The 13605-nt window shown below is 45.5% G+C and carries 11 protein-coding genes; all 11 read left to right on the forward strand.

Annotated features, from left to right (window positions below; genetic code table 11):
• The first annotated feature begins 22 nt into the window (after positions 1-22).
• Positions 23-1477 carry a pyruvate kinase gene (gene pyk, locus DWZ45_RS04700; protein ID WP_279220376.1) on the forward strand — a complete coding sequence of 485 codons (1455 nt, stop codon included), beginning with the start codon at positions 23-25 and terminating at the stop codon, positions 1475-1477.
• Between the two features lie 411 nt (positions 1478-1888).
• Positions 1889-3154 carry a diaminopimelate decarboxylase gene (locus DWZ45_RS04705; protein WP_118467901.1) on the forward strand — a complete coding sequence of 422 codons (1266 nt, stop codon included), beginning with the start codon at positions 1889-1891 and terminating at the stop codon, positions 3152-3154.
• A 168-nt stretch (positions 3155-3322) separates the two neighbouring features.
• Positions 3323-3763 (forward strand): RbsD/FucU domain-containing protein, encoded by a 441-nt coding sequence (locus DWZ45_RS04710; RefSeq protein WP_118467903.1) that lies wholly within the window; start codon positions 3323-3325, stop codon positions 3761-3763.
• Positions 3764-3777: 14 nt separating this feature from the next.
• Entirely contained in the window at positions 3778-4869 is a 1092-nt protein-coding gene (locus DWZ45_RS04715; RefSeq protein WP_118467905.1) for a sialidase family protein, read from the forward strand.
• Entirely contained in the window at positions 4866-6101 is a 1236-nt protein-coding gene (locus DWZ45_RS04720) for an MFS transporter (protein ID WP_118467907.1), read from the forward strand. The genes DWZ45_RS04715 and DWZ45_RS04720 overlap by 4 nt, the downstream gene beginning before the upstream one ends.
• A 494-nt stretch (positions 6102-6595) precedes the next feature.
• Entirely contained in the window at positions 6596-7048 is a 453-nt protein-coding gene (locus DWZ45_RS04725; RefSeq protein ID WP_270224273.1) for a TRAP transporter small permease subunit, read from the forward strand.
• Positions 7041-8336, forward strand: a complete 1296-nt coding sequence (locus tag DWZ45_RS04730; RefSeq protein ID WP_118467911.1) for a TRAP transporter large permease — start codon at positions 7041-7043, stop codon at positions 8334-8336. Before DWZ45_RS04725 ends, DWZ45_RS04730 begins: the two co-directional genes overlap by 8 nt.
• A 50-nt stretch (positions 8337-8386) precedes the next feature.
• The gene (gene dctP / locus DWZ45_RS04735) at positions 8387-9475 is read left to right on the forward strand and encodes a TRAP transporter substrate-binding protein DctP (protein ID WP_118467912.1); all 1089 of its coding nucleotides are present in this window, start codon (positions 8387-8389) and stop codon (positions 9473-9475) included.
• A gap of 128 nt (positions 9476-9603) precedes the next feature.
• A complete protein-coding gene (locus DWZ45_RS04740; protein WP_118467914.1) occupies positions 9604-10506 on the forward strand; it encodes a fructoselysine 6-kinase in 903 nt (300 codons plus the stop codon).
• A 29-nt stretch (positions 10507-10535) separates the two neighbouring features.
• Positions 10536-11372, forward strand: a complete 837-nt coding sequence (locus DWZ45_RS04745) for a sugar phosphate isomerase/epimerase family protein (RefSeq protein WP_118467916.1) — start codon at positions 10536-10538, stop codon at positions 11370-11372.
• Positions 11373-11540: 168 nt separating this feature from the next.
• On the forward strand, positions 11541-13604 hold the full coding sequence (locus DWZ45_RS04750) for a hydantoinase/oxoprolinase family protein (RefSeq protein ID WP_118467918.1): 2064 nt from the start codon (positions 11541-11543) through the stop codon (positions 13602-13604).
• Position 13605 lies beyond the last annotated feature (1 nt).

Consider the following 13605-nt stretch of genomic DNA (forward strand, 5'->3'; position numbering starts at 1 on the left):
AAATCTCGATAAATGACAGAATATGAGGAGGAATGACAGAATGAAAAAGACAAAGATTGTCTGCACAATGGGACCAAACACCGATAACCGGGAGATTATGAAGGAGTTGGCGTTAAATGGCATGGATGTCGCACGTTTTAACTTTTCGCATGGCGATCATGCGGAGCATAAACATCGTCTGGAGATTCTGGAGAGTGTGCGCGAGGAGCTGGGGATTCCGATCGCATCGCTTCTGGATACCAAGGGACCGGAAATCCGTACCGGCAAATTAAAAGATGGAAAGAAAGTGACGCTGAAAGAGGGCGATCTGTATACGCTGACGACCGAGGAGATCGTGGGTGATGAGACACGCGGCTACATCAACTATGCGGGGCTGGCGGAGGATGTAAAGCCGGGTGACCGCATTCTGATTGACGATGGTCTGATCGAGCTGCACGTGCGGAAGGTCAATGGAACAGATATCGTCTGCCGGATTGAAAATGGAGGCGAGCTGGGCGAGAAGAAGGGTGTCAATGTACCAGGGGTACGTGTCAAGCTTCCGGCACTGACCGATAAAGATAAGGAAGACATTCGTTTCGGCGTGGATGCAGGCTTTGATTTTGTGGCGGCTTCGTTTGTCCGCAATGCCGATGCGATCCGCGAGATCCGGGAGATTCTGGATGAAAAAGGTTCTGCCATGCAGATTATCGCGAAAATCGAGAATGAAGAAGGAATTGAAAATATTGATTCCATCATTGAGGCGAGCGACGGCATCATGGTAGCCCGGGGCGATATGGGCGTGGAGATTCCGGCAGAGAAAGTTCCGCACATCCAGAAGATGATCATCCGCAAATGTAACCTGGCGTGCAAGGTCGTTATCACGGCGACCCAGATGCTCGATTCAATGATCCGCAACCCGCGTCCGACGCGTGCCGAGGTATCGGATGTGGCGAATGCAGTGTACGAGGGAACCGATGCGGTCATGCTGTCCGGAGAAACGGCGATGGGAAGTTACCCGATCGAGGCAGTCCGCATGATGAGCCAGATCGCCGAGGAGTCGGAGAAATATCTGGATTATATGTTCTACCAGAGAAGAAAGGTATCGGCAGAAAATCTTCGAAATATATCTAATACGGTATGCTATTCATCCGTAGCGACCGCCTCCGATCTGGAAGCGCCGGTCATTGTGGCTCCGAGTGTCAGCGGATTTACGACGAGAATGCTTTCGAAATGGCGTCCGAAAGCATTGATCGCGGGACTTTCCCCGAGCATGACGGCTGTCCGCCAGATGCAGCTCTACTGGGGTGTTAAGCCGTTCCATGCAAAACGCGCTGAATCGACGGATGCACTCTTATTTGCATCGGTGGAACTGCTGAAAGAGAAAGGTATCGTCAAAGAGGGTGAAATTGTGGTTGCAACTGCGGGTGTGGTGACACGTGCCAACCGTCATGAACCGGTAGCCGATACGAATATCATGCGTGTAATGGTGGTAGAGTAGAGACCGGATTCTGCGCCTGAATCTGTGACCGGTTCATAGATGTATCTGGAAAATGATTCAATTTGTCCGGAGGTTGTGTTCTGGCGGAGAAAAGGAGAAAAATACCAGTTACTGTTCACAGGTAGGCACTTTTGGAACCGAAAGTGCCGTAAGAAAACGTGGTGGCAGCAGGAATTTGCCGTATTTAAATGCGAAGCCACGGCAAATTCCGTTACTGGGCACGTATGCGTGAACAGTAACAAATACCGCCCATTTGTGGGCGGTTTTCGGGAAATCAGTTGATAAAACACGGTTTTTGGTGTATAAATAGTAGCAGGACAAAGGAGTCTGGGCGTGCCGGGAGTAGTGTATGTTCCCGGTAGTCCAGACTTTTAAGTTTTATATGTAGATTTTAGTTCGGAGGATGTAAAAGTGGAGAAGAAACCATTTGTAACACGGGAGCAGCTGGAGGAGATCAAGAAAACATACCCGACACCGTTCCACCTGTATGATGAAAAGGGAATCCGCGAGAATGGCGAGCGCCTGATGCGTGCATTTTCCTGGAACAAGGGATTCAGAGAGTATTTTGCTGTAAAGGCAACACCGAACCCATTTGTAATTGATATTTTAAAGAAACTTGGATGCGGCGTGGACTGCTCTTCGCTGACAGAGCTTATGATGGCAAAGGCGATGAAGTACGATGGCGAGAAGATCATGTTCTCCTCCAACGATACACCGCCGGAGGAATTCAAGATGGCTGCCGAACTGGGCGCGATCATCAACCTTGATGATTTTACGCACATTGATTTCCTGGAGAAGACGATCGGTTATATTCCGGAGACGATCAGCTGCCGTTACAATCCGGGCGGACTGTTCAAGATCAGCAATGATATCATGGACAACCCAGGCGATGCGAAATACGGTATGACAACCGAGCAACTATTTGAGGCATTCAAGGTGTTGAAAGCAAAAGGTGCGAAACATTTCGGTATCCATGCCTTCCTTGCAAGCAATACGGTTACAAATGAGTATTATCCGATGCTTGCGAAGGTATTATTTGAGGTAGCGGTCAAGCTGAAAGAAGAGACCGGCGCAGATATTAAATTTATCAACCTGTCTGGTGGCGTTGGCATTCCTTACCGCCCGGATCAGGAGCCGAACGATATCTTTGCAATCGGCGAGGGCGTCCGCAAGGTTTATGAGGAAGTTCTGGTTCCGGCTGGCATGGGCGATGTAGCGCTTTATACAGAGATGGGACGTTTCATGCTGGCGCCGTATGGCTGCCTTGTGACAACGGCAATCCATGAGAAACACACCTACAAAGAGTATATCGGTGTGGACGCGTGTGCAGTCAACCTGATGCGCCCGGCGATGTACGGCGCATACCATCACATCACGGTCATGGGAAAAGAGAACGAGCCGTGCGACCACAAATACGATGTAACTGGTTCCCTGTGCGAGAACAATGATAAATTTGCGATTGACCGGATGCTTCCGAAGATCGATATGGGCGATATCCTTGTCATCCATGATACCGGCGCACATGGTTTTTCGATGGGTTACAACTACAACGGAAAGCTGCGCTCGGCTGAACTGCTCCTGAAAGAGGATGGTTCCGTGGAGATGATCCGCCGGGCAGAGACACCGAAGGATTATTTTGCGACCTTTGATTTTTGTGACTTGTTTAAGAATATTTAGTTCATAAAAAATTGAAAAAGAACGGATTCTGTACAAGATGTGACAGAGTCCGTTCTTTTTATGCCATATTTTATCGAAAGCATTGACTTTTTTGTTCTTTCCTCTATACTTATCATATAACGTAATGACATTATATAACATAATGCTGCAAAAAGGAGGAAGTAGTATATGATTAAGAACACGGTGATTAACGCAGAGCTTGGATATGCATTAGCCACGGCCCGCCATAAGGATGCAATTGTGATTTGCGATGCTAATATGCCGATTCCGGATGGCTGCAATGTAATTGATGTGTCACTGATAAGAGGAGTTCCAACCCTTGAACAGACGATGTGCGCAATCATGAACGACCTGGTGGCAGAGCGTTACGAAGTGTTTGAGTTAATGCCCCAGTATAATGATGCTATGTATCAAAAGATTCAGTCGCAGCTGCCGCAGCTGCCTGGCGGAACCATCAGCCAGGATCGCTTAACGGAAACGATGCAGAAGGCCAAAGTCGTAGTGCGTACCGGTGATTTTGGCAGCTGCTGTACGATGGTATTATATTCAGCCTCCGGAATGGATAAATATGTAAAACAATATGACTGTTCTTTTTCACTGGAGAAGTAAGATAGGAGGACCATATGGCAGAAAAAAAATATCCCCGGATTGTGGTAGAAGAAAATAATGAGCATGGTTTTGATTCCTATCGCGTACCGGGAATCGTGACAGCCTCCAATGGGGATTTGCTCCTGACCTATGAAGGAAGAAAAGATGGAGGAAACAGCCGAACTCTGTTTTTAAGAAGATATCGCATGATAGGTGAAACGATAGAGCCAATCGGCGAGCGGGTTACGATGGTTTCTCCCAAAGACGATGAGCTGATTCATAATCCCTTGTTAATAGCAGCAGCGGAGGGAAAGCTCTATTTTTTCTGGTGTCAGGATTATAAGAGATTATTTTTGAAAGAAAGCGATGATAATGGTGTTTCATTTGGAACGGAAAGGGAGTTGTCATCCCTGATTGACGGATTCCGGAAAGAATGGCCGGTTACATTGTGGGCGATTGCACCTGGTCATGGAATAAGCAAAAAAGATGGGACACTGATACTTCCATTGTGGCTGAGCCGTGGGGAAAATGCCCATCTCCCAGCTTGTTTTGCATGTCTATCCAGTCAGGATCAAGGAAAAACATGGAGATGCAGCAGTGTAGTTCCGGCGGGAAACGGGGTTGGCGATCCCACAGAAAGCTCCGTGGCAGAACGGAGTGATGGAACACTGCTTGCAACCATGCGCCATGAAATTCCGGGAGTCAGAAGAAGAGCTTTTTGCGAAAGCAAAAAAGAGATAGATGGGGAAGATACTATACGCTGGGGAGAACCCTGGTTAAATCAAGAACTTCCGGATCCAATCTGTGGAGGCGCTCTTTTGTCACTGTCAGATGGGAAGATGGCTTTTGTTAATTGTGCCTATGGAGATGAACCGGCGCTGGAACGGCAGAAACAGGGAGAATCTGTTCGCTGGAGTCTTGACGCTCGTCAGAAGCTCACGATTCGGCTTAGTAAAGATGATGGTGTTACATGGAACGATGGACTTATGATAGCAGAAGAAGGGGGAGCATCGGATCTTGCAGGAAAGGATGCGATTGCTTGCTTTTACGAGGAAGGCTGGCAGGATGGAAACTGTATTTTTAATCAGAGATTATCGCTGGCGGTTATTCCTTTGGTTTTGTTATGACTGGGGCGGGAAAAGATACATTAGTGAAAGGGAAAAGGAGCTGTACCGTTCTGTTTTTTTCGGCATATTTTATTTATTATGCGGTCTATTGTGTCTTTTCGAGTTTCATCGTTTTGTTTTTAACAGAGCAGGGCTATAGCGCCACAGTCTGCGGAATTATTACCAGTTTGACATTTTTGGCCAATCTTTTGATGGAACCGGTGGGAGGCTATATAACAGATACATTTCTGCCCACCAGAAGATACCTTTTAGTTTGTATCGGTATCGTATCAATGGTGTGTGCTTTTTGCACAAAATTCATGAACCAGTCATGGCTGCTTCTGCCGGGGCTGGTTCTGGCAGCCGGATTGGCCTATCCCTTTAGTCAGCTGATGGATGCCTGGGTTAATTTAAGTAAGGAAAGTTATCCGGGATTGATATACAGCCGGATTCGTGCCGGTGGTTCCATTGGATTTGCAGTGATGTCAGTGATTGGAGGATTTTATTTCAAACACTGGGGATGGAATCGTTATTTTCAGATGCAGATTCTTTTATTTCTTATGATGATTCCATTTCTCATCCTGCTTCCGGATACCAGGCTTGGCAATCATCGAAAGAAAGGGGAGGCAGAGAAAAGTCTTTCGTTTGTTCAGGCGTTTCAGCAATTGGTAAAAAGCCGTCGTTTTTTGTTTTGTTTAACAATAAGCACTCTTTATTGGTTCAGTCATCGGCCAGTTGGCAGCTTCCTGTCATTGATTATTGCGGAGCGTGGAGGAGATGCGGAATTATTTGGAAATGTTTGTGGAATAGGAGCTGCAGTAGAGTTTTTGAGTCTGCTTTTGTTAGCCTATATTGGAAAAAAGAAAACCTATCCGGCCCTCTGGGGGATGGCAGCAGCTTTGGGCACAAACCTGCTTCGTCCGATTTGCTTTCAGCTTTTTTCGGGTGAGTGGTCTCTTTATCTGGGGCAGATTCTTCAGTCCGTCAGTTTTGCCCTTTATATGAGTGCCAGCGTAGAGTGTTTTGCGGAAACATCGGATGAACGTCTGAAAAGCTTTAGTATTTCCATTGGTCTAACCATCAGCAGTGTGATCGGAACCGTATGTGCAAACATGGCAGGGGGGAAGCTGTGCGATCTGTTTTACCCGGAATTCTTGATTCTCTTTAGCTTTTTGTTGGGAAGCATGAACCTCCTATTTTTTATTCTTGTTTTTTTAAAAGAGAGGCTTGACAATAAAAAGATGCAGTGTTAGAATGAGAGACATCAAAAGATTATATAATGTTATAAGATGAAAGTGGAACTGCTCTCCAACGAAGGAGAGAGTTCCACTTTTTGCGTATAATAACGCAAATGAATCAAAAGTTGGCAAAATTTACAAAAAAGAAAGGAGAAAACCTATGATAATATAAAAAGCGACGATGAAAAATAAATTTATACTTGCAAAATGAATCAAAGTATGGTAAAAATAACATAACGATATATGATGTCTTTGAAGGTGTTATAATATAAGGGGATCTGGACGAGTATTTGAATGGATAGGTCGGCCAGAGCAGAGAAAACCAGGAACCCCTTATAGCACATGACATTATATGATAGAAATTAATTTTAAAGGAAGGAGAGTACGTATTCGCAGCAGCGAAGCGCGGCAATTAGAGTATGAAGAAAAGTATCTATTCAATTGGTAAGGCTATGGATAAAGCGAATAGTGTGGTGGAAGTATTTACCGGATACATGATATTCGCTTTTATGGCACTATTGTTCCTTCAGGTATTGATGCGTTTTATATTTAAGCACCCTATATACGGAATTGATGAATGTGTAACAGCGTTGATGATATGGTCCATGTGTCTTGGATGGTGTACCGTTTATTGGGACAATGGTCATGCAGTTCTGGAGTTTATCATGAACCGTATGCCAAAGGCATTTCGCAGAGGAATGTTTACATTTACGAACTTTTTGATTGTTGTGATAAGCTGGGTTTATATTCCGGCATCCTGGCAGCTGTTTCAGATGCAGAAGAAGATGCCTCCCGTTGGAGGACTTCCTATCAGCAAGGGTTATTACTATGCATTGCCGGTTCTGGTGATGGGAGTGATTATGCTGGTAATGTCTGCATATAAGGCAATCGCATTTGTAATTACCGGAGATGAATCCATCTGTGTACCGGTAGAAAAGGAAGGAGGCGGTCTTCTTGACTAATCTGGATCCCTATTTAGCCGTCTATTTTATCACCTTTGTGGTATTAATTCTTCTGGAAGTACCGATTGCATACGCAATGCTGGCTTCAGCGTTTGAATTCATTGTATTTAACCATCAATCATTTGTTATGTTTGCACAGAAAACAGCAAACTCCCTGGCTGATTTCAACATGCTGGCATTACCGGCATTCCTCTTTGTAGGATGCTTTATGAATGAAGTGGGACTAACGGACCGACTATTTGGAATGTTTGAAAAATGGATCGGTCATCTCCCGGGAGGACTTGCACATGCCAATGTATTATCTTCCATGGTATTTGCCGGAATGTCCGGTTCCGCTCTGGCAGATGCCGGAGGACTTGGAACCATTGAGGTAAGTGCGATGTCAAAAGCCGGATACGATCCAGACTTCTCAGTAGCAGTAACGGCAGCATCCGCAGGTATCGGACCGATTATTCCGCCGTCCATCAACTTCGTTGTCTGGGCATTCTTAAGCCAGACCTCCACACTGGCTATGTTCCAGGCTGGTATGGGACCGGGTGTCCTGATGGGCGTGGCCATGATGATCTGGATTCCGATTGCAGTGAAAACCCAGCACATTGCCTGCCCGCGGGCACCGAAGGCATCCTGGGGCGAGCGATTCCACTCTCTGTATACATCACTTCCGGCACTGGGTGGCCCGGCTATCCTGGTACTTGGCATTATGACCGGTATCTTTACTCCTACAGAGTGTTCCGTTGTAGCAGCTATGTATTGCGTCATCCTGGCTATCTGCTTAAAACGTTTCAGCTTTAAGATGCTGACAAAGGCATTAAAGGATACATTAGCCAGCGCGGGTATGTCCATGTGTCTGTGTGCAACCGGTCTTGTATTTAACTGGGTAATTGTAACCAGTGGTCTGATTGGTTTTATGACAACTCTTCTGATGTCCTTAGGAAATAAAATCATCATTCTTTTAGTATTAAATGCAATGTTATTATTCCTGGGCTGCTTTATTGGTTCCATGCAGATTTTGATTATGGTGGCACCGCTTCTTATGAATCTGGCAACGGCTCTTGGTATGAGCTATGTTCAGATGGGTGTTATGGCCGTACTGAATGTAACACTTGGATTAATCACTCCGCCGATGGCACCAGCGTTGTTTGTAACAGCGAAGGCGACCGGTAATAAATTTGAAACTGCACTGAAATATACGGTACAGTTTCTGATCCCGATGTTTATTACACTGATGATTACAACATTCTGGGAGCCGCTGACCATGTTCCTTCCGAGACTGTTAGGATCCATGTAAGAGTAAGAGATTAAGATAGTATAAAGTACACAATTTAAGGAGGAAAGTTTATGAAGAAAAAAATTGCACTTGTCCTGACGGCAGCCATGGCAGTAGGCACATTAGCAGGCTGTGGATCGTCCACTGCACAGACAACCACATCGGAGCAGGCCTCCGCACAGACCACCGATAAGACTGAAGGAGGAGCTGATACAGTAGAAACAAAACCGGCTCCGGCTGGAGCTAAGGTTGTCAAATTCGGTAACTCCGGAGCCATCGGAGAGCCGGCACCGCAGTCCTGTGAAGAGTTCTGTGATCTGGTAAATGATAAGATCGGTGACAGATATTACTTTGAGTTTTATCCCGCAGAGCAGCTTGGCAATGAGACCACGATGCTGGAGAACCTTCAGGTAGGACTGCAGGAGGGCATGATGTGTGCCTTAGATACCCTGGCAACTTATGAATCTGATTTAAACATTCTTTCCATGGCATTTGCATTTAACAATTACGATTCCATGATTAATTACTTAAAGAGTGATGTGGCAGATCCAATCTGGGAGAGCCTGGATAATCAGGGAATTCACGTAGTAAACTTCGAATTCCAGAAGAATCCGCGTATCTTCTTTGCAAACAAAGAGATCAAGAGCCCGAAAGATATGGTTGGCATGAAATATCGTATTCCGAACCTTCCGATCTTTGAGAAAAATGCGAGAGCGATGGGAGCAACACCGGTTGTAGTTGCCTGGTCCGAATATCCATTTGCTTTAATGCAGGGCGTAGTTGACGGTGGTGAGTGTTCGAAAGACTCCTATCGTTCTGCAGGCCTCTATGAGTCTGCAAAATATGTAGCAGATGTGGATTACGCATATCCGGTTGAGCAGATCTGCTTCTCCACTCAGTTCTGGAACAGCTTATCGGAAGAAGATCAGAAAGTAATTTCTGATGCAGCAGCACAGGTAGCTTCTCATCATTCTGAAAGAACTCTCGACAAGTGGGAGGAAGATAAAGAGTGGTTAATTAACGAAGGCGGCGTAACATTCTGTGACATTGATCGCCAGGCATTTATTGATGCAGCAGAACCGTTAGGAAAAGAGCTTCAGGATGAAGGCTTCTTTACAACCAAGGATCTTTATGATCAGACTCGTCAGTTTAATAAATAAGTAAAATTTAAATTAAGAATAATGCTGCCGCTTGGGACAGAACTGCCAGGGAATGGCGGCCTCTTCCAGGCGGCCGCTTTTCGTTTCAAAACAAATTCAATCGATAAAAATACAGGAGGAAACAGAAAATGCTGAAAGTATTAGGTCTTGGAGATAATGTGTGTGATGTATATCTGCATACCGGAACCATGTATCCGGGTGGTCAGGCAGTAAATTTTGCGGTATATGCAAGAATGCTGGGAGCAGAATCGGATTTTATGGGAGTATTTGGAAAGGATGCAGTAGCGGATCACGTGCAGGCATCTTTAGATGCACACGGAGTCGGACACAGTCATTGCCGCATCTATGAAGGAGAAAATGGCTTTGCCAGAGTAACCCTTGTAGATGGAGATCGTGTATTTAAAGGAAGCAATAAAGGTGGTGTTCTGCAGCAGCATCCAATTTATCTGGAAAAAGAGGATTTGGAATATGCGGATGGTTTTAATTTGATTCATACAACCAACAATGGGTTTACCGATGGGCTGCTTCCAGCCCTGCATGGACTTTCTCCCTTGGTAAGCTATGATTTTTCGTATCGCTGGAATGAGGAAGACAGGGTGGAACGTGTATGCCCATATATTGATTTTGCATTTCTATCCTGTAGTGATCTGAATGATGAGGAGACAGAAAAACTGTGCCGGAAGCTGTATGAAAAGGGATGCAGTGTGGTGACAGCTACCCGTGGAAGTAAGGGAGCAACGGTTTTTGATGGGGAGCGGTTTTATTGCCAGCTGCCGGATTATGTCACTCCGGTGGATACCATGGGAGCCGGAGACAGCTTTGCCACTGCTATGCTGATTACCATCTTGAAAAAGCTGGAAACACAACCGGAGGGAAGCTGGAAAAACAGTGAGATAAGGGCAGAGATACTTCCGGAGGCATTGAAAGCGGCAGCTGTATTTTCAGCAGGAACCTGCTTGAAGAATGGTGCCTTTGGAGACGGTGTGCCGGTACCGAAGTCTGAGCATGACCGGATTTACAGAGAATTATAAAAACAAAAATAAAAAAGGAAGTGAGGGTCATGGTGCAGATATCAAAGGAACGATTTGCACTGGGGAGCTATCAGTATCTGCGGTATCCGTTCGAGTACTTTCTGGATACGGCTGTTTTACTGGGAATGCAAAATGTGGAACTCTGGGCAGCAGGTCCGTCCTTCTGTCTGGATACGATGGACGAAGCGCAGCTGAAAGAAAAAGCTGCTCAGATTCGGAGCCGTGAGCTTTCAGTATGCTGTATCACGCCGGAGCAATGCCAGTATCCGGTCAATCTGGCAGCAGAAGATGAAAAAATACGTGAATATAGCATACGCAATTTTGAACGTGCATTTTATGCAGCAGAAATATTGAACTGCCCAAAGGTGTTGGTTTCAGCTGGATGCGGTTATTTCAACAAACCAGTGGAGGATGCGTGGAAGCGGAGCGAAGAGAGCCTGCATCGTTTGTCAGAAAAGGCTCAGAAAATGGGTATTTTACTTGTGCTGGAGACATTGACACCTCTGTCTTCGAACGTGCTGAACACGCCGGAGCAGCAGAAAGAGATGATTTCCCTTATGCCTTCAGGAAGCATGAAGCCTATGCTGGATATAGGACAAATGGTTTATATGGACCAGAAGATAGAACGTTACTTAGCCCATGGAGCAGAATTATCACATATTCATCTCCATGATTCCCACCCGGCGGTTCACATGGCCCTTGGGGATGGGGATCTTCCCATCTGTGAATATCTGGATATTCTTGAATCAGCTGGATATAAGGGAATGTATGCGCTGGAGCAGAATGATCCGAGGTATCGCTCTAATCCAAGGCAGGCAGATATACAGAGCATAAGGTGGCTCAAAAAGCATGGAATTTTTGATTGAAAAAGTATTGACAAATGACGGAAAGAAGAGTATGTTATCAGTAAAGGAGATATGACGTTATATAACAATATAAACTGTATGATGTCAATATCCTGAAAAGTCCGGATGGGTAAACGACCATACCCGGAAGGTGCAGCTTGAAAAATACACTACATAGGAGGAAATACTATGTCATATATGATTGGCGTAGACGTTGGAGGAACGTTTACAGATTTTTCTGTTTTTAATCAGGAAACAGGTGAGTTGTTCAATTACAAGGATAGTTCCACACCGGCGGATCCGTCCAGAGCAATTGTAAAGGGCGTTCAGGATGTATTAGAGATTAAGAAAGCAGCTCCGGAAGAAGTTAGTTATCTGGCACACGGTACAACCGTAGGAACGAACGCATTAATCGAGAAGAAAGGTTGCCGCCTTGGCCTTATTACTACCAAAGGATTTAAGGATCTGATGGAAATCGGAACCCAGAGACGTCCTTCTCTTTACAATCTTCAGGCACAGAAACCGTATCCACTGGTTCCGTCCGGTTTAAACTGTACGGTAACAGAGAGAATCCGTTACGACGGAAGTGTTGAGACTCCGCTGGATGAGAACGAAACAAGAGAGGTCGTTCGATACTTAAAAGCACAGGGTGTGACAGCAATTGCAGTTTGTACTTTGTTCTCATTCATTAATCCGGTTCATGAAGAAAGAATTGAAGAGATCATTCATGAAGAGTTCCCGGAAGCATACGTTACGATTTCCAGTAAACTGGCACCGGAGTTCCGTGAGTTCAGCCGTATGAGTACAACGGTTATGAATAGTTATCTGGGACCGGTTATGGAAAAATATGTAAATAATTTCCGTGATTCCATTGCGAAGCTTGGTATTCAGGTAGAGCCCTATGTAACCCAGTCCAATGGTTCCATCATTTCAATAAAAGAAACCATCGACTGCCCGATTAAGACAGCATTGTCCGGACCGAGTGCCGGTGTTATCGCAGCTGCATATATTGGCAAACAGTGCGAAGCAGACAAGATTATTACCTTTGATATGGGTGGTACCAGCGCAGATATTTCCTTAATTGAAAATTATACACCGCAGGTATCGAATGAGCGTTATGTAGAAGGATATCCGGCCAGAATCCCGATGATTAATATTATTACCATCGGTGCCGGCGGCGGTTCCATTGCAAAGATTGATGAAGGCGGTGCCTTAAAGGTAGGACCTAAGAGTGCGGGTGCAACACCTGGACCGGCCTGCTATATGCGCGGCGGTGAGAATCCTTGCGTAACAGATGCCAATATTGTTCTTGGCAAGCTGAATCAGAAGAAGATTCTTGGCGGCAGAATGTATGTAGATATTGAACTGGCTAAAAACGCTGTCAAGACAAAAATTTGTGATAAATCCAATCTGGATATGAAACGTGCAGCGAACGGTATTATCACAGTCGTAAATTCCAACATGGTTCGTGCAATCCGAAGCGTATCCGTAGAAAAGGGATATGATGTCCGCGAATTTAGCCTGATGGCATTCGGAGGCGCCGGCCCGCTTCATGCATGCGAGGTGGCAAAAGAACTGGGAATGAAGGAAGTATTGATTCCGCCGCATCCAGGTACTCTTTGTAGTCTCGGACTTCTTCTGGCAGATACAAAATTCGACTTATCCAGAACTAAGATCATGAATGGTGAAGCCGGAAACTTAGATGACATCAATGAGCAGTTTGATAACATGGTAGAGCAGGGAACCGGTCTTCTGGATAAAGAAGGTGTTCCGGCAGACAGACGTTACTTTGAATTTGCCGTTGATATGCGTTATCAGCGTCAGAACTTTGAGATCAGCATTCCGGTTCCGGCAGGAAAGATGACGGAAGAGACTTTGAAGAAAGCACTGGCTGATTTCCATGCAGAGCATAAGAGAAGCTACGGCTATTGCAAAGAAGATGCGATTGTACAGTTTGTAAGTTATCGTGTATCCGCTATCGGCGTTATCGATAAACCGGACCTGAAAGCAGCAGAGCTTCATCCGGAGGCACCGATTCCAGAACCGATCGAAGTTCGTCAGGTTCTGTTCCAGAACAGTGATGAGTATGTTGAAACACCGGTCTATTTAAGAGATAAATTTGTTCCGGGTCAGTCGATTCCTGGTCCGTGCATCTGCGAACAGATGGATACTACGTTAGTGGTTCCGAAAGGATGGGTCATCCACGTAGATGGATATCACAACTTAAAGATTCATGATGAGGAGGCGAAGTAAG

Source organism: Clostridium sp. AF32-7AC, assembly GCF_003477925.1.
Taxonomy (GTDB): domain Bacteria; phylum Bacillota; class Clostridia; order Lachnospirales; family Lachnospiraceae; genus Otoolea; species Otoolea fessa.

Excerpts from the sequence above, each read along its gene's own strand:
- pyk (WP_279220376.1), top strand. The coding sequence starts at position 23 with ATGAGGAGGAATGACAGAATGAAAAAGACAAAGATTGTCTGCACAATG.
- DWZ45_RS04710 (WP_118467903.1), top strand. The coding sequence starts at position 3,323 with ATGATTAAGAACACGGTGATTAACGCAGAGCTTGGATATGCATTAGCC.
- DWZ45_RS04715 (WP_118467905.1), top strand. The coding sequence starts at position 3,778 with ATGGCAGAAAAAAAATATCCCCGGATTGTGGTAGAAGAAAATAATGAG.
- DWZ45_RS04720 (WP_118467907.1), top strand. The coding sequence starts at position 4,866 with ATGACTGGGGCGGGAAAAGATACATTAGTGAAAGGGAAAAGGAGCTGT.
- DWZ45_RS04725 (WP_270224273.1), top strand. The coding sequence starts at position 6,596 with ATGGCACTATTGTTCCTTCAGGTATTGATGCGTTTTATATTTAAGCAC.
- dctP (WP_118467912.1), top strand. The coding sequence starts at position 8,387 with ATGAAGAAAAAAATTGCACTTGTCCTGACGGCAGCCATGGCAGTAGGC.
- DWZ45_RS04740 (WP_118467914.1), top strand. The coding sequence starts at position 9,604 with ATGCTGAAAGTATTAGGTCTTGGAGATAATGTGTGTGATGTATATCTG.
- DWZ45_RS04745 (WP_118467916.1), top strand. The coding sequence starts at position 10,536 with ATGGTGCAGATATCAAAGGAACGATTTGCACTGGGGAGCTATCAGTAT.
- DWZ45_RS04750 (WP_118467918.1), top strand. The coding sequence starts at position 11,541 with ATGTCATATATGATTGGCGTAGACGTTGGAGGAACGTTTACAGATTTT.